The organism is Kocuria turfanensis (assembly GCF_001580365.1).
GTDB classification, from domain to species: Bacteria; Actinomycetota; Actinomycetes; order Actinomycetales; family Micrococcaceae; genus Kocuria; species Kocuria turfanensis.
Map to the genome: position 1 here is coordinate 138,066 of NZ_CP014481.1, position 22,873 is coordinate 160,938.

General features: G+C 65.7%; 24 protein-coding genes and 1 pseudogene. 11 read left to right on the forward strand and 14 right to left on the reverse strand.

The window, feature by feature from the left end; genetic code table 11:
* Positions 1–629: 629 nt before the first annotated feature.
* The 4 genes from AYX06_RS17720 to AYX06_RS17735 all read left to right on the forward strand — a co-directional run bounded on the left by AYX06_RS17720 (position 630) and on the right by AYX06_RS17735 (position 6,179).
* Positions 630–1,325, forward strand: coding sequence for a hypothetical protein (locus tag AYX06_RS17720; protein ID WP_147018020.1), 696 nt, complete (start codon positions 630–632; stop codon positions 1,323–1,325).
* 427 nt (positions 1,326–1,752) lie between these two features.
* Positions 1,753–2,961 (forward strand): IS21 family transposase, encoded by a 1,209-nt coding sequence (gene istA, locus AYX06_RS17725; protein WP_084271588.1) that lies wholly within the window; start codon positions 1,753–1,755, stop codon positions 2,959–2,961.
* On the forward strand, positions 2,961–3,746 hold the full coding sequence (istB, locus tag AYX06_RS17730) for an IS21-like element helper ATPase IstB (protein WP_047802659.1): 786 nt from the start codon (positions 2,961–2,963) through the stop codon (positions 3,744–3,746). The genes istA and istB overlap by 1 nt, the downstream gene beginning before the upstream one ends.
* 420 nt (positions 3,747–4,166) lie before the next feature.
* On the forward strand, positions 4,167–6,179 hold the full coding sequence (locus AYX06_RS17735) for a coiled-coil domain-containing protein (RefSeq protein WP_062737252.1): 2,013 nt from the start codon (positions 4,167–4,169) through the stop codon (positions 6,177–6,179).
* A gap of 127 nt (positions 6,180–6,306) precedes the next feature.
* On the opposite strand, the gene AYX06_RS17740 is transcribed toward AYX06_RS17735, so the two are convergent.
* A complete protein-coding gene (locus AYX06_RS17740) occupies positions 6,307–7,278 on the reverse strand; it encodes an alpha/beta fold hydrolase (protein WP_062737278.1) in 972 nt (323 codons plus the stop codon).
* A 121-nt stretch (positions 7,279–7,399) separates the two neighbouring features.
* Here AYX06_RS17740 and AYX06_RS17745 point away from each other — a divergent pair, with 121 nt between their 5' ends.
* Positions 7,400–8,002, forward strand: a complete 603-nt coding sequence (locus AYX06_RS17745; protein WP_062737253.1) for a TetR/AcrR family transcriptional regulator — start codon at positions 7,400–7,402, stop codon at positions 8,000–8,002.
* Positions 8,003–8,260: 258 nt separating this feature from the next.
* On the opposite strand, the gene AYX06_RS17750 is transcribed toward AYX06_RS17745, so the two are convergent.
* The 7 genes from AYX06_RS17750 to AYX06_RS17780 form a co-directional block, all read right to left on the reverse strand.
* Positions 8,261–8,593 (reverse strand): hypothetical protein, encoded by a 333-nt coding sequence (locus AYX06_RS17750; protein ID WP_062737254.1) that lies wholly within the window; start codon positions 8,591–8,593, stop codon positions 8,261–8,263.
* 247 nt (positions 8,594–8,840) lie between these two features.
* Positions 8,841–9,065, reverse strand: a complete 225-nt coding sequence (locus tag AYX06_RS17755; RefSeq protein ID WP_158279251.1) for a PLDc N-terminal domain-containing protein — start codon at positions 9,063–9,065, stop codon at positions 8,841–8,843.
* 55 nt (positions 9,066–9,120) lie between these two features.
* The gene (locus tag AYX06_RS17760) at positions 9,121–9,348 is read right to left on the reverse strand and encodes a hypothetical protein (RefSeq protein ID WP_062737256.1); all 228 of its coding nucleotides are present in this window, start codon (positions 9,346–9,348) and stop codon (positions 9,121–9,123) included.
* Between the two features lie 3 nt (positions 9,349–9,351).
* Entirely contained in the window at positions 9,352–9,765 is a 414-nt protein-coding gene (locus tag AYX06_RS17765) for a hypothetical protein (RefSeq protein WP_147017954.1), read from the reverse strand.
* A gap of 156 nt (positions 9,766–9,921) precedes the next feature.
* The gene (locus AYX06_RS17770; protein ID WP_062737258.1) at positions 9,922–10,116 is read right to left on the reverse strand and encodes a hypothetical protein; all 195 of its coding nucleotides are present in this window, start codon (positions 10,114–10,116) and stop codon (positions 9,922–9,924) included.
* A 223-nt stretch (positions 10,117–10,339) separates the two neighbouring features.
* Positions 10,340–10,828, reverse strand: coding sequence for a GNAT family N-acetyltransferase (locus AYX06_RS17775; protein WP_062737259.1), 489 nt, complete (start codon positions 10,826–10,828; stop codon positions 10,340–10,342).
* 155 nt (positions 10,829–10,983) lie between these two features.
* Positions 10,984–11,580 (reverse strand): GNAT family N-acetyltransferase, encoded by a 597-nt coding sequence (locus AYX06_RS17780; protein ID WP_062737260.1) that lies wholly within the window; start codon positions 11,578–11,580, stop codon positions 10,984–10,986.
* Between the two features lie 162 nt (positions 11,581–11,742).
* On the opposite strand from AYX06_RS17780, the gene AYX06_RS17785 reads away from it, so the two are divergent.
* Positions 11,743–12,144: a hypothetical protein gene (locus tag AYX06_RS17785; RefSeq protein ID WP_062737261.1), complete on the forward strand. Its 402-nt coding sequence runs from the start codon at positions 11,743–11,745 to the stop codon at positions 12,142–12,144.
* Positions 12,145–12,364: 220 nt separating this feature from the next.
* Here AYX06_RS17785 and AYX06_RS17790 read toward each other — a convergent pair whose 3' ends face one another.
* Positions 12,365–12,958: a recombinase family protein gene (locus AYX06_RS17790; RefSeq protein ID WP_062737262.1), complete on the reverse strand. Its 594-nt coding sequence runs from the start codon at positions 12,956–12,958 to the stop codon at positions 12,365–12,367.
* A gap of 239 nt (positions 12,959–13,197) precedes the next feature.
* Between AYX06_RS17790 and AYX06_RS17795 the strand changes: the two genes are divergently transcribed.
* The 4 genes and pseudogenes from AYX06_RS17795 to AYX06_RS17810 all read left to right on the forward strand — a co-directional run bounded on the left by AYX06_RS17795 (position 13,198) and on the right by AYX06_RS17810 (position 16,476).
* On the forward strand, positions 13,198–13,674 hold the full coding sequence (locus AYX06_RS17795) for a hypothetical protein (protein ID WP_062737263.1): 477 nt from the start codon (positions 13,198–13,200) through the stop codon (positions 13,672–13,674).
* Positions 13,675–13,712: 38 nt separating this feature from the next.
* Positions 13,713–14,048: pseudogene (locus tag AYX06_RS17800) on the forward strand (histone-like nucleoid-structuring protein Lsr2).
* Positions 14,049–14,364: 316 nt separating this feature from the next.
* The gene (locus AYX06_RS17805) at positions 14,365–15,366 is read left to right on the forward strand and encodes an Abi family protein (RefSeq protein ID WP_232319475.1); all 1,002 of its coding nucleotides are present in this window, start codon (positions 14,365–14,367) and stop codon (positions 15,364–15,366) included.
* Positions 15,367–15,402: 36 nt separating this feature from the next.
* Positions 15,403–16,476: an IS630 family transposase gene (locus AYX06_RS17810; protein WP_084271814.1), complete on the forward strand. Its 1,074-nt coding sequence runs from the start codon at positions 15,403–15,405 to the stop codon at positions 16,474–16,476.
* A 45-nt stretch (positions 16,477–16,521) separates the two neighbouring features.
* Here the strand turns inward: AYX06_RS17810 and AYX06_RS19985 are convergent, their stop codons facing one another.
* From AYX06_RS19985 to AYX06_RS17820, 4 genes are all read right to left on the reverse strand, one after another.
* A complete protein-coding gene (locus AYX06_RS19985; RefSeq protein WP_186815696.1) occupies positions 16,522–17,925 on the reverse strand; it encodes an SAVED domain-containing protein in 1,404 nt (467 codons plus the stop codon).
* Positions 17,926–18,028: 103 nt separating this feature from the next.
* The gene (locus AYX06_RS20980) at positions 18,029–18,490 is read right to left on the reverse strand and encodes a Mov34/MPN/PAD-1 family protein (RefSeq protein WP_084271815.1); all 462 of its coding nucleotides are present in this window, start codon (positions 18,488–18,490) and stop codon (positions 18,029–18,031) included.
* Entirely contained in the window at positions 18,487–20,100 is a 1,614-nt protein-coding gene (locus AYX06_RS19510) for a ThiF family adenylyltransferase (protein ID WP_147017899.1), read from the reverse strand. Before AYX06_RS19510 ends, AYX06_RS20980 begins: the two co-directional genes overlap by 4 nt.
* Positions 20,097–21,128, reverse strand: a complete 1,032-nt coding sequence (locus tag AYX06_RS17820; RefSeq protein ID WP_062737266.1) for a nucleotidyltransferase domain-containing protein — start codon at positions 21,126–21,128, stop codon at positions 20,097–20,099. The genes AYX06_RS19510 and AYX06_RS17820 overlap by 4 nt, the downstream gene beginning before the upstream one ends.
* A 183-nt stretch (positions 21,129–21,311) precedes the next feature.
* Between AYX06_RS17820 and AYX06_RS19990 the strand changes: the two genes are divergently transcribed.
* Positions 21,312–21,806 carry an SRPBCC family protein gene (locus AYX06_RS19990; RefSeq protein WP_147017901.1) on the forward strand — a complete coding sequence of 165 codons (495 nt, stop codon included), beginning with the start codon at positions 21,312–21,314 and terminating at the stop codon, positions 21,804–21,806.
* Between the two features lie 101 nt (positions 21,807–21,907).
* Here AYX06_RS19990 and AYX06_RS19995 read toward each other — a convergent pair whose 3' ends face one another.
* Positions 21,908–22,675: an HNH endonuclease gene (locus tag AYX06_RS19995; RefSeq protein WP_330999252.1), complete on the reverse strand. Its 768-nt coding sequence runs from the start codon at positions 22,673–22,675 to the stop codon at positions 21,908–21,910.
* Positions 22,676–22,873: the final 198 nt, after the last annotated feature.

A 22,873-nucleotide genomic window follows, 5' to 3' on the forward strand; every position in this document is an offset into this window, starting at 1 on the left:
CCAGATCCGCCAGAACAGCGCCCCTGCCCCAGGCGCGTGCGAGCCGGTGCCCGTGGTAGGCGGCAGGGTCCTGCTGGCCCCGCTGATCACCCGGTGCCGGGCACGCCTGTTCGGGCTCGCCGGTGTGGCGCTGACCGCCAGGATCTGGGTAACCGACCCGGCGGTGGACCATCTGTTCCTCACCCGGGGGGCGGGCCCGCGCCACCACCGCCGGCACCTTCTGCCTGACCGCGCCACTGGCCACCGCCCCACCCGAAGCATCCTTTTGCCCGGAGAGCGACTCATTCTGAGCTGGGAAGCCGTTGCTCTCCGCCGGGAGCATGGCCCCGAGTCGGCTCGCTTCCTCCGTTGGCGGGACACAGGCACCGCTGCTTGGCGCGCGGACGGGGGTCGAGGAGACCCTGGTGACTGTCGACGGCAACAGGCAGAAGACGACCGCTCCAGCACAGCCGACAGAAGAGAACCCGGGCATCAGCTGGCCCGCGCGTGGCGTCATGCTGGGGTAACAGGGCCGCCGCATGGCCGGGGCTTCCTGACATCCCTTGGGTCGGCCCGTACACTCACCGATCAATGGCGCCCCCCCTTCGGTCCGCCCCCTGGCCGATCAGCCGAGCAGGAGATCCCCGTCCATGTACTCCTCACCTATGCACTCCGTTCCCGGTTATCCCGATCCGGCCTTCGATCGGGCTCGGGCCTACATCGCCGGGCCGGTGACCCCGGATGAAGGGCTGATACCGGCACTGCAGTGGGCCTTCCAGCACCACCCGGAGGGCCGGTGGGAGCGGATCGGGATCCTGGTGCCCGCACAGGAGCAGATGCGAGGCCACCGGGAACTGCACCGGCTGCGGGCCCGCGGGGTCACCGTCGAAGCAGCCACCGACCCCGGGGCGTTGACCGGATTCACCGGCCCGGTGATCGTCTACTGCCCGGACCTGCACGCCCTGGCCGTGGCAGAGCGGCTGCCGATCACCTGCGGGATCGTGGCGGTAGCCGCCGACAACGCGCCCCTGCGCCCCTGGGTGCACGCTTTCACCCCGCAGCACCTGGCCGGACACGTCCTGACCCCGGTGCAGCCACTGCTGCCAGATGCCACCGTGCGCCGGGCCATGATGTACTTCACCCACCGCCTCACCACCACGCCCCTCGCCCAGGACCACCCGCGGATCGAGGGCATCGTGAAAGGGCTGCGGCAGTTGCGGGCCCAGGGCGCGGTGTTCACCGCCGAGGAGCTCATCGCTCTGGCCCTGCAGCTGAACTGGCCCGCCGACGCGGTGGACCAGCTCCAGCAGCTGACCACCGACACATTTCCAGAGCCAGCCGCCTGACTCCTACGACGCATCGCCCCGGGGCCCTTCCCGCACCACCCTCACCTTTTCCAGGGCCCCCAATGGTGGAGGCCCCGACCGGCTCCAGGCCCCTGGAGGCCGGCTCCCCCCGGATCGCCGCCTTCACCTAGGGCGCCGGGGCGGAACACCCAGATAAAGCCGCCGCAGTCTGTCCGCGCCGCCGAAGTCTTGAACTGCAGCCGTGGAGTACCGCACGCACTGGCACCCCTCCCACGCTGCCGTGGCGACGCGAAAAAACGAGGCAAGCAAAACGAGGCCTGCGTAACGACTATCTGTGGCGGAAGGAGATCACGCACGGTGTGGTGACGTTCTGCATCGCCAACCCCCGGGGGCCCCACTGTTGTCGACGCCGGACGAATACTGAGCAGATGCGACGGTCGAAAAGTGAGCACTCGACGATTGGAGTGTGATCACTGTGGAAGATTGGGCGTTGATCCGTCGGCTGCATGCCGAGGGGGTGCCGAAGTCCCAGATCGCGTCGCGGCTGGGGATTTCGCGGAACACGGTCGCCAAGGCCGTGGCCGCCTCCCGGCCACCGCGCTACGAGAGGTCCGCCGGGCCCAACGCGTTCACCGATGTCGAGCCGGTCGTGCGGGCGCTGCTGGCCGAGCACCCGTCCATGCCGGCCACGGTGCTGGCCGAGCGGGTGGGGTGGTCGGGGTCCATCACCTGGTTCCGGGACAATCTCCGAGCCATCCGCAGCGAGTACGCCCCGCCCGATCCGGCGGACCGGTTGTTCTACCGTCCCGGGGACCAGGTCCAGTGCGATCTGTGGTTCCCGCCGGCACGGATCCCGCTGGGTGACGCTCAGCAGGGATCACCGCCGGTGCTGGTGATGGTCTGCTCCTCCTCGCGGTTCATCACCGCGGTGATGATTCCCTCGCGCACCACCGGTGATCTGCTGGCCGGGATGTGGCACCTGGTGGTCGAGCAGATCCAGGGCGTGCCGCGGCGGTGGGTCTGGGACAACGAGTCCGGCATCGGTCGCGGGGGCCGCCCGGCCGAGGGGGTGGTCGCGTTCATGGGCACGATGGCGGCAACCCTGGTGCAGCTCAAGCCCTACGACCCGGAGTCCAAGGGCATCGTGGAGAGGGCCAACGGCTATCTCGAGACCTCGTTCCTGCCCGGGCGCAGTTTCGCTTCCCCGGCCGACTTCAACGCCCAACTGCGCCAGTGGCTGGTGGGTGCCAACACCCGGCGGGTGCGGGCCATCGCCGCCCGGCCGGCGGAGCTGATCGCCGCTGATCGGGCCGCGATGCTCCCTGTGCCGCCGGTCGCCCCGGCGATCGGGCACCGCTGGTGGGTGCGGCTGGGTCGGGACTACTACGTGCGGGTCGCCGGCAACGACTACTCCGTGGACCCGACCGTGATCGGGGCCATGGTCGAGGTCACCGCTGACCTGGATCGGGTGCTCGTGCGTCACCAGGGCCGGGTCGTGGCCGAGCACGCGCGCTGCTGGGCAAGGGCGACCACGGTCACCGACCCGGCGCACGTGGCTACCGCTGCGGTGCTGCGCCGGGCCTACCAGCAGCGCCCGCACCCGGGCGCCGAGGCGGATCCGCTGGTGCGGGATCTGGCCGACTACGACCGCGCGTTCGGGATCGAGGTCGCCTGATGGCCACCACACCGGCCGAGACGGCCAAGACCCTGGAGTACCTCACCGCCTCGTTGAAGGCCCCACGGATCCGTGAGGCCGCCGCCCGGATCGCCGACACTGCCCGTGCGGGGCACTGGTCCTACGAGGAGTACCTGGCCGCCGTCCTCGAGCGCGAGGTCGCCGCCCGCAATGCCTCCGGGGCCCGGCTGCGGATCACTGCCGCAGGCTTCCCCGCGATCAAGACCGCCGAGGACTTCGACTTCACTGCCCAGACGGCGATCACCCACACCGACTACGCCGCGATGGCCTCGGGCCGGTACCTGGCCGAGGCCGGCAACATCGTGCTCCTCGGGCCCCCAGGCACCGGCAAGACCCACCTGGCCACGGCCCTGGGCATCACCGCCTGCCAGCAGGGCCACCGGGTGCTCTACGCCACCGCCGTGGACTGGATCCACCGGCTCAAGGGCGCCCACGACACCGGGCGCCTGGACGCAGAGCTGCGCAAGCTGGGCCGGTACCGGCTGATCATCATCGACGAGGTCGGCTACCTGCCCTTCGAGCAAGAGGCCGCGAACCTGTTCTTCCAGCTCGTCTCGACCCGCTACGAGAAGGCCTCGCTGATCCTCACCAGCAACTTGCCCTTCGCCCGCTGGGGCGAGGTCTTCGGCGACGTCACCATCGCCGCGGCCATGATCGACCGCATCGTCCACCACGCCGAGGTCCACACCCTCAAAGGCGCCAGCTACCGACTCAAGACCTTGGGCACCGACTCCCTGCCCAGCACCACCCACCAGACCAACTAGCGACATCCACTGCTCACTTTTGGGCCGTCGCTACTGCTCACTTTTCGACCGTCGTTGACAACTGTCCGGCGACCACGGACGGAGAGGCTGCACACCCGGACCCGAGCCCCGATAGTTTTCACCCTCGGCGTGAGAGCCCGTCCCCAATGCAGGGGACAATACCCTGGGTTCACGCTCGTGCGACAAGCCGGACACACTGCCGCAGGTCGATGAGGGCGATTCCCCAGCAGCGGTAAGAGGTCCAGCGACATGCCTTGACGGCGGCGTGCCGCACGTTTTCGGACACAAACCGGGAAGTTGTCCCCCGACCTGGCGACATGGAGTTCGCATCTGTAATCTCCCGATGGGAAGTTCCCTTGCTTTCCCTCCCCCCTCAGGTGGATCCCCCTGAAATCCATCTCTTGGCAGATTCGAGCGATCATGACCCTTCGCAACACGTTCTTCGCCACCGGTACCGCGGCCGCACTGGCCACCGGTGGACTGTTCCTTTCGGCCGCCCCGGCAGCGGCCGCTCCCGGCGACCCGGCGTGCGTGGCCGCGGAGGCCGAGCTGCGCGCGGCCCTGGAGCGGGCCGGCCTGGAGGCTGCGCTCGTCGACGAGCTGGAGGCCGCGGTCGATGCGGTGATCACCGCCCAGGCCGAGCGCGACGCCCTGGCCGTGGCCGCCGCCGAGTCGCTGACCGCTCTGGAGGAGGCCGAGGCGAATCTGGCCGCAGCAGTCGAGGCCGCCGCCGTGGTGGACATCGAGACCGCTGAGGCCGAAGTGGCCACCGCCCAGGACGCCGTGGACGCCGCCGCCGCCGAGCTCACCGAGGCCGAGGCGGCCCTGGCTGTGGAGGTGGATGCCTACGAGGAGGTGGTGGCCGCCGCCCAGGCCGAGCTCGACGCCGCAGTGGACACCCAGGAGACGACGCAGGAGGAGCTGGCCGCCGCCCAGGACGCCCTGATCACGGCCGAGGCCGACCTCGACGCCGCGGTCACTGCCCAGGAGACCCTGGACGCCGCTCTGGCCGCCCAGGTCGAGGCCGACGCCGCCGTGGCTCCGGCCCAGGACGCCCTGGATGCCGCGGTGGCCGCCCAGGTCGAGGCCGACGCCTCCGTGGCTCCGGCCCAGGATGCCCTGGACGCCGCGGTGGCCGCCCAGGTCGAGGCGCAGGCCGCGGTGGACGCCGCCCAGGGTGAGCTGGACGCGGCGGTGGCCGTGCAGGCCGACGCCGACGCCGACGTGGCTGCTGCCCAGGGTCAGCTGGATGCGGCGGTGGCTGTGCAGGCCGAGGCCAACGCGGACCTGGCGGCGGCTGTGGCCGCCCGTGACGCCGCACTGGCTGATGAGGACCCGGACAACGACGCGGCCGCCGAGCAGGCCGTCGTGGACGCCCAGGCCGCGGTGGACGCGGCGGACGCGGCGGTGACCGAGGCGCAGGTGGCGCTGAGCGCCGCCGAGGGCGTGGCCACGGACGCGGCCGCCCTGGTCGCCGTGGAGCAGGGTGAGCTCGCTGCGGCCCAGGCCACCCTGGATGCCGCTGCCGCGGTGACCACCGAGGCCCAGACCGGCCTGGATGCGGCCCTGACCACCCAGGCCGCCGCTGACGCGGCGGTGGCCACCGCCCAGGCCGAGCTGGACGCGGCCCTGGCTGCCCGGGCCGAGGCGGACGCGGCGGTGGCCGCCGCCGAGCTGGCGGTCCAGGACGCCGGCACCGTGGCCGACGCGCAGGCGGCGGTCGAGATCGCGATCGGTGACCGGGATGCCGCCCAGGCGGACCTGGAGGAGGCCAACACCGCGGTGGCCGAGGCCGAGGCCGCCCTGGCGGAGGCCCAGGTCGAGCCCGAAGCGCTGGTGGAGGCCCGTGCGGAGGTCACCGCCGCCCAGGAGGACCTCGCCGCCGCCCAGGCGGCCCGGGCACAGGCCCAGGCCGAGCTGGACGCCCAGCTGGGCCTGCTGGCCGAGGTGGAGGCCGCTGAGGAAGACTTCGTGGCTGCGCAGGAGAACTTCGAGCTGGCCCTGGCGGCCGCGGTCGAAGCCCAGCTGGCCCTGGACGCGACCATCGAGGAACTGGCCGACCTGCGGCTGGCCCTGGGCGAGGTCGGGGTGGACGTGGCCGAGCTGGAGGCCTTGTTCGAGGCGGCCCTCACCACCTGCGCTACCGGGGTGGACATCGACATCGACACCGACACCGGTGTCATCTCCGGCCCGCCCGCCACCCCGGGGGCACCGTGGTCCCCGGGCACGACCCCGACCACCTGGGTGCCCGGCTCCTCGATGCACAGCACCACGGTGTACGGCACCAACCAGGGGATGAACGTGCAGACCGCCGGCACCGGCACCACCGCAACCGAGGACGGCAGCACCGGCCTGGGCGTAGCACTCACCGGCGCCGGGCTCCTGGCGGCCACCGGGCTCGTGCTGCGCCGCCGGTTCAGCGCCCAGAGCTGACCCCGTTCGTGCCGGCCGGTGCCACATTGCACCGGCCGGCACCCTCAGACCAGGGCCGGGCACCGGTGACCACACCGGTGCCCGGCCCTCACCACACGCAGTGTGGCCGGTCCTGGTCGCACCCGGCTCATTCCTGGGCTGCGAGGAAGACCTCGATCTCTTGGGCGATGCGGGCAGCCTCCTCGGAGCCCACCGCGTGGGAGGCCTCCGGGTAGACGACCACGGTGCCGTCCTGCAGTGCCCGTTCGGCGACCTCGGTCGCCTCCTGGGGGTCGTGCATGACGGACTTGCCGGCCAGAACTGCCAGGACCGGCATCTGAAGGCCCTCCAAGCTTGCTTCGGGGATCAGGGTCGGCTGGGGCAGCTTGATCGAGTAGGCGCTCATCGCGGTTTCGATCATGCGGGCCACCGGCTCCTCCTCCACCGGTGCGCCCCCGGCGGTGTAGGAGGCGAAGGAGTCACGCCAGGACTTCGGCAGCCAGGGCACCGCGGCCGGAATCGCGCGCACCGCGGTCTCGGCGGGGATGTTGTCGAAGGCGTAGACCGGGTCGATCAGCAGCAGGCTCGCCACCCGCTCGGGGTGATGGGTGGCCATGTTCGTGGCCGTCCACCCGCCGATGGACAGCCCCAGCAGGTTGAACCTTTTCTCGGGCAGCTCGGCCAGGGCTTGGTCGAGCCAGGCGGCGTTGTCCGCCAAGTCCTCGATCGGGACCTCCTGCACGCTCAGGCCCGGCTCTCCCAACAGGTCCAGGACGTAGACATCGCCCAGCTCCAGCAGGGAAGCCATGTTGTCCGCCCAGATCGGACTGGGCGAGGACCGGCCCGGCAACAGCACGAACGGGTGTTGCGTCGGGGTCTCGGTCGTGGCCTCGAACCGGTAGACGCGCACGAATCCGAACCCGGTACGCACATCCAGCGTCTCGTCCGGCACAGGCATCGGTTCCCAGGCCCGCTCATAGTCGGCCATAAACGCCTCGTACCCTGCACGCGAGTTCCAATGCCCCACCGGGCTCGGGCTCCGCAGCGCGAACGCGGCGGCTACCACCGCCACGACCAGCACCCCAACGGTGATGCCCCACCCCCGGCGGCGCCGACGCATGGGCACCGCCTTGGGCGTCACCTCCGCAGAAGTGGACTTCTGCATTTTCTCTTTCATGGCTTCCCCTACACGCTTTTTTGACCGATTGGTCAATTTCTGGGTTCGAGGATAGCATTCCGACATGCCAGCGCGTGCGTCGGAGAGCGACGGTCTGACCCGGATCGAGCGGGAGCGGCGCGCCCAGATCATCGCCGCAACCATCACCCTGGTGGCTGAGCGCGGATACCCCGCAGCGTCCTTGTCGCGGATCGCGCAGGCCGCCGGGGTGGCCAAAGGCACCGTCGTTTACCACTTCACGACCAAGGACGCGGTCCTGGCCGCGGCCTACCAGCAGGTCCTGACCTCCTTGGTCACGCACGTGGCAGAACAGGTTGAGACCGTGCCCATCCGGCACGCTCCGCAGGCATACGTGCGAGCAATGCTCGAACACCTCACCGGTCACCCGGACCACGCCCGCACGATCGTGCAGGTCGGCCTGGCCTCTGCCGCCAACGGTGGCCGGGTGCGCCCACCCAGCCAGGAACGCTGGGCACCCTTGGCAACCCTGCTGGGCGAAGCCGTCGCAGCCAGCGGCCGCACTGTGAACACGGACAAGCTGCGGACCCTGGCGGTCCTGGTCGGCGGGATGATCGACGCTGTCGTCGCGGAGTTCCTCGACGACCCGACCTACGACGCCGATGCCGCGGCCGAGCAGATCGTGGACCTGCTGACCCATGAGCTTTGAAGACAGGCCCTAGATCCCCTCATGGAGCACGGTCCCGGCGTCCTTGCCTGCACCTGCCGAACACGATGACGTAGAAGGCCGCCGCGACGCTTCCGACCACCGCCGGCACTCAATAGAGCTGACGGACGATGGTCTCAGCGCCGAAAGCAAGGTCCACCACAGACAGTTTGCCCACCGCACGACGCCAGTGCTCTCCCGGCGCGGCTCCAACGGGGATCTTCAACCGTTGGGCGCATCGACCAACCCAATTGCAACACCTCAGCGTCGGTCGATGAAGTCGATCATCGTGTTCATCACCAGTCCCAGCGGATCTGCAGGGTCTGTGGGAACCAGTGCTGCGCGCAAGCGCTCACGCAGATCGAGGATGGGTTCGTCCCAGGGCACGAATCCTCCTGGGGCGCCGTTGATGTAGGTGCCGACACGGACCTTCCCCTGTTCATGGAGCCCGACGATGCAGTCGATAGCTGTGTCCTCAGTCGCGGGATACCCCAATGCACCCGCCTCTCGCATCACGTTGGCCACCATCACCCAGTCGTCCTCGTTGTACTCCCGCAGCTCGTGCTCGAGCTTCTCGAGATCTGCATCCTTCATGGCCCTCCCTTCCTGTGGTGTTTCCGACATCACCGGCTCCGGCAGCTCTGAATGCACCACGGTTCGCGTGGCACAGAGTCGATGCTGGTTCCACGATTGAAACCATCCTGATGAGCTCCCCCGAGTCCTTCACCCTGTCTCCCGTCCACCGCAAGATCTGGACTGGGCGGGTGAAAAAGGGAGGGCGAGACGACCCCAAGCCGTCTTGCCCCGTCCGGGTCGACTCAGGCTGGATCCCGCCCACTTCTCACCGGGCGGGCCGGTTCCGGGGTTCGGGCGCGTGGCGCCGCCCGAGGCTCAGCCACAGGAGCGGGCCCACCACAGGGGCGGCCAGCAGCACGAGCAGCCACAGCAGGCGCTGGCTCGCGGTGTAGCGCTCATCCCGGGACAAGGAGAGAACCGCGACGACGAACAGCACGATCACCGCGGCCCCGACCAGCAGCGCGAGGACCTCCCAGCTGGTGGGGATCAACGGGTTCGCGCCCTCCCCATCCGGGCCAGCGGAGCTCGGAAAACTTGCGATCATCTCAGGATCCTTCCGGGTCATCGGGACGCAGGCGCGATGCGCGCCGGCGCTCCCACCCGCGCATCAGGGCGGCACCAAGACCGGCCACGCTCAGGGCGGCCAGGGCGGAGGCGAGAAAGCCTTCGGCCCACCAGCCGGCGGCACCGGCGAGGAACCCGACGACGATGCCGATGACCGCACTGACCGGATCGGTGATGATCCCGCCGGAACCCGAAGGCCTGGTGCTCACCGGTCAGTCCTCGGTGACCTGCAGCTGTGGGGTGAGCCGGATCCATCCTTCCGGGGCTTCCTCCTCGGGCAACCCATCGGGGGCGTAGTCGGTCTTCACTCCGACCTGGCCGCCGGTGCCCATACGGCCCCCGGACGCATTGCATCCCGCAACCCAGGTGTCCGGGGCGTCCGGATCGAAGCTGAGCAAACAGTCACCCATAGTCGGTGAGGACATGGCGAAGAACTGATACCCGTTGTGCGTGGCCAGCAACCTCGAGCTGGCCGGGTCGTAGTCGTGGCCCTCGGCGGAGACCTGGGCCGGCAGCACATCGGACTCAGATTGCTCACCGTCGTAGACGCCAGGCGCAGAGGCGGCGCAACCGGCGAGGGCCACCACGGCGGTCGTGAGGAGCATGGTCACCAGTGGTCTACGCATGATGATCCTCACTTCCAGTCGGGCACAGGATGCTGCAATCCCTTCCACTGTAGGTGCCGAGAACACTGCATCGCGCCGCACCGACACGGCCCCCGCGTGCACTGTCGAACCTCAACCGCAACGTTGCGGCCCCGAATGGCCGCCGGCAGCAAGGACCTAGCGCTTCTGGTGCCGGCTCTTTACGTCCAAGGTGCCCCGTCTCCACGACACCACCGCCGCGCCGGCGATCACCGTCAGAAACAGGCATGCCAGCACCATGAATAGCGACCAAACGTTCTCCCGCCACCCGACGACAGAGAGCACCAAAAGAAACAGCATCAGCGATGCGAACAGCGTGAGAAGAACTTCCATCGTGGTTCTAGACACTGCTCGTCTCTATCGCTTGAGTACTCGGTGCCCGCATCGTCCCACAGCATTCCTGACGGGCGCCTGAGCTACTTGTGGCGACAGCTGGTCCGAGACCGAGCAACACCCACAGTCAGTACCAGAGCAGTGCCCCAACCGCATCCGCAACGCCGGGTGCTCGGGCCGGGCCCGAGTCGATCTCCGGAGCGAGCGGGCGCCCACAAGCGAACTAGTGGGGTCTTGGTCGCTCCATCTCCATGGCATGCCAGGGGTGGCCGTCCATCTCGGTGCTGCGCACCCGGCCGGTCTCCCGGAAGCCCAGATCCTCGTACACGCGTCGAGCTGAGACGTTGTGCGAGTACACGCCCAGCTTCATGGCCGGCAGCTCCGTGGTCTCGAAGCCTGTGCGCACCGCCGCGCTGATCAGCTCCCGCCCCAAACCACGCCCTCGAGCTGCCGGATCGAGGAGGACGCAACCGAGCCGCATCATGGCCGCGTCAGCGTCGACGAGCAGGGAGGCGTGACCGACAGGGTTCCCCGACTCCGGGTCCAGCCCGGTCCAGTACCGGCGTTGTTTGTTCTGCAGGTAGCTCTCCAGTTGCCCACGATCCAGCGGCCAGGTGAACGTGCGCCCGGACCAGAGCACCATGTCCGCCTCGGACGGCACCCAGCTCAAGAGGATGTCCAGGTCGGCTGGGACCGTCTCTCGCAGGCGCATGCCCCCATGCTAGGGATGCCACCACCCGGGCTGGCCCAGCTACTGGTCAAACTGCACGATCGACGAGGAACCTCTACTGCAACGTCGCGGCACCGGCGGCTGACTGTCGTTTCAGCAGCCCTTGGCGTGTGCGGCCTCTCCACCTGGGGGCGCCCTCATGCCGCAGTGCGGGTGCGTAGCTTCTCGGTCAGGGATAACCGCACGGTGGGCCACTCGCTGTTGATGATGGAGAACACCACCACATCGCGCATGGTCCCGTCACGCCACAGGTCGTGATTGCGCAGCACCCCGTCCTGTTTCGCACCCAGGGCGGCGATCGCCCGCCTCGACCGGTGGTTGTGCCAGTGAGTGCGGAACTCCACCGCGATACAGTCCAGAGCCTCAAAGGCGTGGGTGAGCTGGAGCAGTTTCACCTCGGTGTTCAGCCCGGTGCCCTGAACACTGGGAGCGATCCAGGTGGACCCGATCTCCAGACGCCGGTGATCGGCACGGATGTTGAGGAAGGTCGTCATCCCCACCGCCCTCCCGTCGCCGGCCCGGATGGTCCACGGCACGAGGTGACCGGCCGCGTGGCCGGCCAGCCGCTTCTCGACCTCCGCGCCCATCGCTTCCGGGGCAGGCAGGCGGGCGTACCAAACCTGGTAGAGGTTCTCCTCCGCGACCGCCTCCGCCAGTTCCCCGGCGTGCTCCGGCGCAAGCGGCTCGAGGGTGGCCAAAGTGCCGGTGAGCGTGGGGATCCCCAGAAAGTCCATGCCGCCAGGCTACTGAACGCCAGCGCAGCCCCACACGCACCACCACGTTGCCCATGAAGTCAGGCCAAAATAGGGAACCACAACTGCGCTGTTGATTAAGGGGCCGACTGAGGACAATGAGCCCATGACCCGCACCGCACCCAGCCGCCCGGCTAGGTCCCCGTGAGCCGCATTCTGCTCGCTGTCGTTGCGGGACTGATCGGTCTCGCCACGTCGGTCGCCCTATACCTCGGTCTGGTGCATGCGGTTCCATTGGTGAGCTGGGGCACCGATGAGGAAGAGCTCCTGCGCGTCGAAGGTGCACACGACGTGCGAATCGCATCCCTGCTCGCCGGGCTGGCCGGCGTCCTGCTCCTGACCGCCCGTGCCCGGTGGACAGGCGGCATCGCGGTGGCAGCCGCCTGCCTGATGGCTGTGCTAGCCCATAGGAACACGGTCGCGTCTTGGGGCCTGCTGCTGGTCTACGTGCTGGTCCTGCTGGTGGGTTGTGGGGCCGTCGTCGGACAGACCCGGAACCTGCGGAGTATGGCACCGTCACGATGGGCGCGCGGTCGCCTCAGGTGAGCGCGCTACTTTCGCATCGCTACATTGGCCGGACATGCTCACGGCCTCGACTACACCCTGGACTGGCCTGAAGCGTTAGGAGGACCCTTGCCGGTCCGCCTGCGGGTGAAGGTACATCGGAGAGAAACTGAGTGTGGTTGATGCCCGTTTCCCCTGCCCGAAAAGAGATGCCCGCATACGCACGACATGTGCATCACGATGCCCCCAGGCAACGACGGGCTCAGATGGTCGTCACTTGCGGCAGCTCCCGGATCCGCCGGTACAGGGTCGCCCTGGACATCCCCAGGTCGCGGGCGACCTGAGCAGCCGGCTCCCCGCCCTCGATCAGGCGCAGGACGTTGCGGATCTGGGAGTCGGTGAAGGTCTGGCGCCGCCCGCCGAGATCCTTGCCCGCGGCCCGGCGCTTGGCCACCGAGTCGGTAATCCGCTCCCGCTTGATCTCCAGCTCCATCTGCGCCAAAGCGGCCATCACCGTGAAGACCATCGAACCCATCGGGGTCGCGGTATCCACGTCTCCTCCCCCGAGGTTCAGCACCCGCAGCCCGGAACCTCTCCCCCGCAGCGCCTCGGCGAAGGTCAGCATGTTCTGCGTGGACCGCCCCAACCGGTCCAGCGTGGTGATGACCAGCGTGTCGCCCTCTTCGAGGGCGGCCACGGCACGGTCAAACTGCGGACGCGATGCACGGCCCCCAGACACTCCACTGTCTACGTACACGTCATCACGTCGCACGCCGGCACTCAGAAGGTCAGACACTTGACGGTCTGCGTCTTGTTGGCGCGTCGACACCCTGGCGTACCCGATCAGCTTCCCCACGTCCACCTCATCTGTCTCGCAACTAACGTTGAGTATCCGATTCTAAGCGCATGGATAAAGTACAAGGATGCGAGACAGGTCGAACCGCGGAAACTCGCGGGCGCAAGTTTTCCGGACGAGACGTCTCGCATCCCATGCCTTCAGAGACACACCCGATGAGCCGATCATGACTGTCATGAAAATGCTTGCAATGGTTACGATGAAGTTGATCACTGCCAGTCAGAGCAACAGGGGGGACGATGCCGTTCGAGGTGTTCGACAAGCGAATGACTCCGCTGGCCAAGGCGCCGAGTGTGACCATCCAGAAGCGCGGAGTAATTTCGCTGAACAAGGCCGCTCACGATCTGGTTGATAATGCGGAGACGGTGGAATTGCTCTACGATCGCGACCGCCAGGTCATGGCACTGCGCGCCACCGATGACTCCTCCCCACATGCCTACGCGGTGCGGAACGGGTCCAAGCGCGGGCCGGGGCAGGCGATCGTCTCGGCTAATGCCTTCACCGCCCACTACGGGATCGACACCACCGCCACCCGGCGATGGAAGCCCTTCGTGGAAGACGGCATGCTCTGTGTGGACCTCACAACCGAGGGCACCGTCATCACCGGCAACCGCACCAAGACCACGGCGCCGACAGACGCCGTGGAACCAGCGGAAACATCAGTCGACGGTGCGACCCCTAAAGAGTCCACCGACGACAACCCCGACCACCCCTGACCCACTCCCCCATCCGGATATCGAAAGGGACACCACCCATGGCCCAGAAAGTCGAAGTGCACCTCGAGGACGACTTCGACGGCGGCCCCGCCGACGACACCGTCACCTTCGCCCTGGATGGCAAGGACTAAGAGATCGACCTTTCCACCGCCAACGCTGAGAAACTGCGGGAGGCGCTGCGTCCCTTCGCGGAGGCCGGCCGCAAGATCACCCGCAGCGGCGGTGCCCGTGGCACCCGGTCCCACGCCTCTAGCAGTGACCCGGACACCGCGAAGATCCGGGCCTGGGCGAAGGAGAACGGCTACGAGGTCTCCGACCGCGGCCGGATCCACCAGTCCGTCAGGGACGCCTACTACGCCGCGACCGCTGGTTGATCCTGCATTCCGGCATCGCTGGACCACGGAACAATCGGTGGGCGGGATGCCTGTGGGGCTGCACCCGCCCACCTGGGGCAAGCGGCATCAGCCGGCTTGGTCTCATGGCTTGTCGCGGCCAGTGAAGTGAGACACGGGGCCACTCCCCAGTAGTACCCGTCTTCTCGAACCCCTGGATGCGCGGTAAGCTGGAACTACTAGATCCCCCTCGCCTCTCCACGATGCGCACCTGGGGGATTTTTCATGGCTGGGCCATAGGATCGTGCCCATGCCCAGAGGCCCCTTCTCCCATCGCCCCAGGGGCGATGCCCACTACATGAAACCCGCCCTGTCCCATGTGCAACTGGTGGAACAACTGGCCGAGCGGGGGCTAGAGATCCCAGATGCGGACCGGGCCATCCGCTATCTGCGGCACATCGGCTACTACCGACTGTCGCCCTATACGATCCCCTATCAGATTCACGATGGGTCCCATCAGTTCCACCCCGGGACGACGTTCGATGATGTGCTCGGCCTCTACGTGTTCGACCGCCAGCTACGCCTTCTCGTGCTTGATGCCGTGGAGCGGGTGGAAGTCGCTGTGCGCGCCAGTCTCACCGACATCATGGCCACCAGTGCTGGCGGGCCTCATTGGTATGTGGATCCAAGGCACTTCGGTGACGCCCAGAAGCACCGCCGGCTCCTGGACGAGATCCGCGAGCAATGCTCCCAACAGCTCCGCCGTCAGGCAGAACCCACCGGAGACCCCGTCACCCATCGCTCCGCGTTGGAGCACTACCTCACCACCTACGCCACTCCTGAGCTCCCACCATCGTGGGTGATGGTCGAAATGTTGACCATCGGGCAGCTAAGCCACCTGTACTCGAACCTTCGGCCGCGCCATGCCAGGACCGCGATCGCGCACTCACTCGGACTGAACGAGGCAGTCCTGTCCTCGTGGCTGAAAACCTATGTCCGGGTCCGCAACGTGTGCGCCCACCACGGTCGCCTGTGGAACGTCGGTCTGGGCGTCTACCCCGCCATCCCCGCCGACGCCTCAGTCGCCTGGCTCACGGACCGCGCGGTCTTCGATGAGGACGAGAACCGGCGCAAGCGTCTCTATCCCGTCCTAGTTTCGCTGCAATCAGTCCTCACCACCGTGTCGCCCCGCAGCAGCTGGTCGCAACGATTGGTCCAGCTACTCGAGCAACACCCACACGTCCCGTTGCGAGCCATGGGCTTGTTCCACGGTTGGGCGAATGACCCGTTCTGGACCGCCCCCCTCGCACCATTAGCCAATTCCCCCGCAGAGTCTCACAACCTAGTGCCGAGGGGTTGAAGTACCTCAGCGGTTGATGCGGTGGGATCATGGGTTATGGCAAACCACCCTGCAGCCCCGTTGCTGTTGCGTCAGGGCGACCGGGAGAAGCTGCAAAGACTGGTGCGATCCACCTCGGTGCGGGCGGGGTTGGCGCAGAGGGCACGGATCGTGCTGCTGGCCGCCGAGGGGATCTCCAACACCGAGATCGCCGAGAAGGTGGGCGCGACCCGCAACACCGTGATCGCCTGGCGGGCCCGCTACGAGGAGGCCGGCATCGAGGGGCTGGCCGACCACGACCGGTCGGGGCGGCCGCGGCGGATCGATCATCGGGCGATCGTGGCGGCCACTTTGACCCCGCCGCCGAAGAAGCTGGGGGTTACGCACTGGTCCTCCCGGCTCCTGGCGGGCAGGCTGGGCATCGACCACACCACGGTGGCCAAAGCCTGGCGCGAGTACGGGGTTCACCCCTGGCGGGAGGGCACCTTCAAGTTCTCCACCGACCCCGAACTGGTCGCGAAAGTCGTCGACGTCATCGGTCTCTACCTCGCTCCACCGGAGAACGCGATCGTGCTGTGCGTGGACGAGAAGTCACAGATCCAAGCGCTCGAGCGCACCGCCCCGGGACTGCCAATGCAGCCCGGCAAGGCGGCGGCCCGCACCCACGACTACGTCCGCCACGGGACCTCCACCCTGTTCGCCGCACTGGAAATCGCCACCGGTCATGTCACCGCCGCGTGCAAGCCCAGGCACCGGCGCCAGGAGTTCCTGGCCTTCCTCAGACAGGTCGCCCGGGCCTACCCCGAGGGTCAGCTGCACCTGGTGATGGACAACTACGCGGTGCACAAGACCCCTGAGGTGAAGTCCTGGCTGGCCGAGAACCCCAGGTTCCGGGTGCACTTCACCCCGACCTCGGCGTCGTGGCTGAACCTCGTGGAAGTCTGGTTCGGGATTATCGAGCGCCAGGCCCTGCACCGGGCCGACGTCGCCTCGGTGCCTGAGCTCAACGCCAAGATCCGCGCCTTCGTCACCGGCTGGAACGACCGCTGTCACCCGTTCGTGTGGACCAAGACCAGCACCGAAATCCTCAACAAGGCCAACCGCTCAACGACTTCAATTACGCGCCACTAGGTGGCTCATAACCCTTGGGGGTTGTGAAACGGATTGCCAAGGTTGTTACGGGATCTGGAAGGCGGGGGCATAGCCCACGCCGGTGCCTAAATGTTCGTAGACAGTAGTGGCTCCGATGCGGTTCCAGCGATGGCCCAGCAGCAAAGCTAATCCACCAGGCCCAGCAAGAAAAAGGTGCACGCGTTCTGTCGATGGATGCCGTTCAATTTGGCGTCGTATCGCGTTGATGAGGTGCTGAACGTAGCAAATGGCCTCACCAGAGCCAGCGACGGACTGATCGTGGGCTCCTTCTTCCGGAGTCAGTGACAAAACTTCCCTGACATGCAGACCGGCCTGGCGCACGTAGCTCACGACCGCTGGAGTCGCATCGAGGGCGAAGTTGATTACCACTGCCAGCTCGTTGCCTGCCTCGACTGGTGTACTTTGGGCGATCGGTTGGGGAACGAGGACGCGAGGGGTTTCGGTATTCCAGATATGGCCAGCTTCTGAGCCTCGACGTTGCATGTAGGACAGCCCCCATTGGCGTGTGCGGGGAGCAGCGGCTCCAACAAGGAAGAACGTGGCCTGGCGCATGGCTCCTCGGATTACCATTTTTCGCCAGCCTGCATTTTCGAGTCGTTGGACTGCTGCTTCCAACTCCTGTTGCATGGTTTCCCAGCTCCGGTGGTCCCGAGGATGAGTTCTCTCTCTCGGTGCGTTGCCCTCGAAGAGGTCGACCCAATCAAGGGCTGCGGTGGCGTCTTCGGGGTGGCCGTCCCTGTCAATGGCCTGCACCAGTAACACCGCTTTTGGTTCTCCGGCCTGCAAACCTAGGCGATCGATGTCCTTCTCGACATCCTGGGGGGTTACGGTACGTAGCCCGTTGCGCACCCATGCTGCAGCCGCGGAGAGACCTTGTTCGAGGGACTGGTGGTTTGAGTGCAGGCCTACGCTGGCCATCAGTGCCTGGATCCGCTCCGTTTCTCCCGAGATGGTTCGTCCGGTGGTGAATCGAAGATGCTCCAGCATTTCCAAGAGTTCGTGGCGTTCGGCTTTGACATGAGTTGCCCAGCCAGCGAGGAGGATTCCAGCCTTGCTGGTCGATCTTTGGTCAGCGGCGTACGGAATGAGTAGATCGCTGCGACCGTCGATGTGCCCCAAAAGATCATGCCCCGGGTCGGCTGCTCTATTAGTGATGAGCTGAAGCGTTGGGTGGGCGCCGTGCCCCTCAGCGGGACGGAGCTTCTGGTAGCTGCCGTACAGCTTCTGCAACAGCGATGTCCCCCCGGCTGCCCGCACACCAGTCATGAAGTCTTCGTCCAACAGGGCGCCTGCTTTGCTGGACCATTTCACCTGTCCAAATTCGTCAGCGCCGTTACGACCGCGCAGCACTACGTCGTCGACATTTCCGACACCACGCGCTTCTACTTCCAAGGCTGTGAAGGGGCTGTCACGTTGCACGAGCCGCATGGCCGCGGCCCATACGAACAGGTCCTGGTAGTGGTCTCCTCCCCGGCGCACTCCAGATGGGGATGGGGCCCCTGCAGCAGGGGATGACATGCTCATAGGATTCTCATTTCCTGGGATGAAGGACGTGAACTGTCACTGGGCAAGACTGTCCATGCCAAGCGGCGCGTCCCTCAATCATCTGATCGCTGCGATGCACCAAAAGAAGTAGCGGATGAGAGTAGTTCTCGGACGCGCGGCAGATGCTGTGATTGTCTTGCGGGCTGGGACCGCATGGCGCCGGGTGTGTGTGCCAATCGCCGATGTAGCCCAGCCAGGGATGTTGTTCTGTGGCCAAAACTCGTTCCAGGATGTGTTGGGATCGTCGTGAGTCTCGGGTCCACGAGGTGCTGGTCGCGGCTGGGTCGAATACTTCCACAGCCTGCCGTGCGACGATTTGATCGGCGTCCCACCATCCCAAAAGCAGGCCTCCTGTCTCCACTTCACCGGCTATGGTCGCGAGCCGGTGTATCTCCGCTTCAGCTTCAGGGTGCAGGTCGACCACCAGGGGCCGAGGACGTTTTCTCATGTCGGCAATTGCTGGGGAGTGGTTGTTGAGCTGTTGCCGCCTTCATGGCCCTTGGAGGGCGGTGCCGATACTGTTTGTCGCTCGGTCTGGCCCTCAACCCATCCCACCTGATCGAAAGGCGCCTCCGGTTGGGACCGGCGTACCTCCGCAAGGCTCGCCGGATAAGTCCGGTGAGAAAGGGCCTCATCGATGACGACCCGACAGGCTAGCTCAGCCGCCGCAACCACGGCTCCGGGGGGTGTGAGAGACACCGGGCTTCCGCACCCACGCTCCCAAGGCAGGTCCCCATCCTCGATCAGCGCGAGCCCCGGTAGATAGGTTTCCCCTTCATCCGCGGGGAAACGGTCCACGCGCACCACATCACCTTCTCGCTGAACGCAGACTGACACGACGACACCGCCGATGATCTCGGCCGCCGTAGCGAACACGCTGCTAGCCCGTGCACTAGCTGTTGCGTCCACGACCACGTCGTGTTCACAGACCAGCTTGATCGCGTCGGAAAGGCTTCGTACCGATCCGCTCGTTGCGCGAACCTTGGTGGTGTTATCAATGGCGTCCAGACAAGCCCGGACGGCTTTCACTTTGGGGAGCCCCACCTGGTCCCTGCCAGCAAGGTGGCGCACTACGTTTCCGGGCCGGAGAACTTCGCCGTCGATCAGGGTCAACCGGTGGACGCCGGAACGGAACAGCAGGTCGGCAGCAAAGGAGCCAATGGCACCGCAACCCACAATGGCGACCTTGGTGTCACCAAGTGCGCGGGCCTGACGGCCAGCACGCATCCTGCGCGTGGAGCCGCTGACGTCGGCACTTTCACAGGCTGTAACGGCAATTCCCCTCGCTGGAGAAGTGCGGGCACGCACAACGAGCACAGACGATTGGGTGCCTCGTTGGTAGCGCAGGATGAGGCGTTCGATGAGTCCAGCGCTTATCCCTGCGGCGATGTTGGCGGCACGTGTGCCAAGCCGATTTTCAAGGTCTGCCCATGAGCGGACCGGTTGCTCCAACGTGCCGAGATCTTCCACCCAGGCCAGGTGCTGATCCTTGCGGGCCAGGCGTCTACGGCTGTCCGACATGGATCCAGCCCGAGTTTCAGCGGTAACCCGTACCGTGGCGGTTGTCTGTCCATCTCGTACGCGCACTGGTACCTGCTTGAGGTTTTGGAGTTCGTCGTTGTCGTACAGGACGAGAGGACCGTGGTCCGGAGGTAGATAGCGTTCCAGGTCGCATGCATTGTCGTCGGGCCAGCCGTGGGCGGTGTTTTCCAGCCAGCCGGCCACTCGGTGCAACAGTTGTTGGGGATCACGCCAAGGAGCGACCGCGACGTCCCAGTCGTCCTCCCACAGACAGAGGTGGCCGTTGCCCCCGGGCTTTTCAGCCCGCTCGATGTGGAAGGTGAGTTCCAGCGGGGTACTTGTCTCCAGAATCCGTACCTGAGGAGGGGCGAAAGGAAATCGGTTATCCGGAGCCACTTCGATCCGGGCACTTACGGCACCGCGATCCGGATGCTCCCACTGGACGGGCCCACACAGTCGATGTCCGTCGTCGTCGAAACCCAGTGCTTGCAGACGCTCTCGCCACTGGTCCAGCTCTGCGGAGGCGGCGACGTTCACGCGTACCGGTCGCGTCCGGCCGGCACCGCCGGTGCACCACGGGTGATGGTCGTGGACTGCTTCTGTGTCCCATCAGCATTGCAGTACTCCGGCATCGGGAACACCAACTCGGCCGTCTCGGTACCGTGCGTGGTACCTAGCAACTCCTGCCACAGCTTCGCTGCTCGACACATGTCCGTCTCGGCCAGTGCCTGCTCCGCTAGATCGGCAGCTTCCGCGATCCGGTCGGCGGCCGCCTTAATTTGCTCGGCAGTCGCCTTGGACTTGATGGTCTTCCCCTCCAGCGTGGGGTCATCTGGTCCGGTTTCCGCGCACTCGGGCAGAGCCTCCGCTACGGCCCTCAGGATCACGGTGAGGTACTCCGCCACCGTGCTCTCTTGAGGCTGGTTCTCTTGGAAGGCGTGCCACGTAAGCACTTCGAAGTAGTAGCCGCCGGGTTGATCCTTCACCCACGTGCGGCGGATCTGTCGCATGAGTTTGACGACCGGCACGTAGACGCCTTTGCCCTCGTTGCTCGCGCCGAGCAGGAAAGTCTGGTTGGCCTCGGTAGTGTGCTCGGTCATGGCCGTCGGATTTGTCTCAATCCAGCGGGCATTGCCGTCGTCCTCGATCCTTTGAGGAATCTGCCAATGCTCTTCGGGGTGCTCCACGCAGGGGCGAGCAATGACCGCGTCGACTGAAAGGTCAAGGTCAGGGAAGTCGACCATGACTGACCTGTGCTGACGAGTCACTCGGTCCTCGAAGGCTTCCTCGAGGACTTCCGTGATGTGGTCGAGGATGTCCCCCGGGCGCAGGTCCTTGCCGGCGTCCTGTAGGCGCACGAAGACGTCGACGTCTTTGACCCGGCGGATGGACACGTCGCGCTTGTACGAGCCGATCAGAACAGGGGAAACCCCAAGGCCCCGGAGGCGTTCGTCAGCTTTGAGAACCTCGGAGACCTCCTTGTGGGCTCCCTTGGCGTGGTCAGCGTCCTCAGCGGGTTCGATGTTGCTCAAGGCCTTGTTGAATTGTGTTGCGTGCGTGGCCACGGCTCCCCTTGTCCTTATGCGTAGTCATCGAGATCTTCCTCTCACCATAGAGCCGACCGCCGACACGGTGACTCCTCAGTTCAGACATGTCCCTACGAAGGGTCGGAGGCGCCCCTATCTCGTGGGACGAAAGCCGGGCAAGACGCTCATCCTAAGTGCATTCGCATATGCAATACTCAGCCTATGCCCAAACTGACCAGATGGAATCTCGGCCCTCGCGAGCAGGTGCTGGATGTGCACGCCGTCGTGGACATCGCGGTTTCCCGCAGCAAGGTATGGAGCCTAATAAAGCCAGCAGAGAGTGCCGTACTCCTCGACCCCAATACCGTTCGAGCATTTCACGTACCCGGCACGCCAGTAGGTATTGGGGAAATGCAAGGGTTTATCTCGCGCCGGGACGGGCGTGAACATGTGAGCATAATTGAAGTCCTGGACGAGGTAAGTGGTGAGTATGCCGTAACCCGTAATATGGGTGGCGATGACGACGCCTACAGGATGAGCTATTTCCTGGCTTCAACACCCACCGGAACCAGGCTAGAAATCCGCGTCACCTTCACAGTGACCGCAGAGCAAATGGAGTACACAAATGGTTACATAGTGGCACACCGACGGTATGCTGAAAATTTCGCGCAACGAGCGAAGTTGATTGCGGAAAGCCGCTGGCACGGCTCGCCGTAACGGTGTACTAAAACGATCTAGACGGGAATTGCTCCTTACATACACAGAATTATCAGCATCTGCAATGCCCATGGTGTCCGCAAAGGCGCTCTACCCCGACACTAAAAGACTTCATCGGGCGGTTCTTCTATATGGATTCGGGAATCGCCTTCTTGAGCGATGGCTATAGTGGCAACACATAACTGGACTTTTACTCCAGAATGCGTCACGGCTCGCGTATTCTGGGCACCAAAAACTCGTAGTCCAAGTGCGCGCAACTCATCAAGACGGGTGCTTAAAGACCGTTTTGCCTCTCGGATGGATCCGAATCCTTGAAGTTTCACGTCATCGCTGATCTCCCCCCAGTCGTGTGCCTCTTGCAGGAAGCCGTCTGATGCATCCACCAGATTTTTTGGCGCATCCGGCTCTTCAAGACCGTGAAAGTCATAGGCTTCAGCGCCAGCGACCACGGACCAAATATCTGCCCCACTGTGCAGAGCAGGGATAGGGGTAGCCTCAGGATCGGACGCTTCAAGAGCAGCATCCAGCGTGTCCGCCACCCAGCGCTCGTGCGCCCCCTTGATTTTGCGCAGTTTCCCCGCGGGAAATTCCTCGATCTGATCGTCGACTTGTTTGTGGTGCACGCGGCACAGGAGGAGGAGGTTGTCGAGCTCGTCTTTGCCGTTCCCCGGCAAGGGTTCGTACCGGGGCCCGCCTGGCGATCTCGCTACGATGTGGGCCTCTTCGCCCACCACTGATTCGGAGCTGAGCTCGGTTCTGTCTTCGACTAAACGCCTTCGACACAGTGCGCATCGGTTGCCGGACCGTGCCCATAGAATTCGGCGAGTCTTATCGCTGATAGCCATGGTTCCATGATCGCCCACGTTCATGACATCGCAGGGATCGACAACGGCGAGGAGGTGCTGACTCGCCGTTCCTTCTGGCCTAAGGCTGGCTTGGGAAGACGTCGTTGGACTGTCATAGCGTGACAGAGTGCCGCTCTAGGATGAACGTATGGCCGAAGCTCTGGCTCTTGATGTACTACGTGAGGGGGACACCTTCGATCTCCGTAAGGCCCGGGGGGGGGG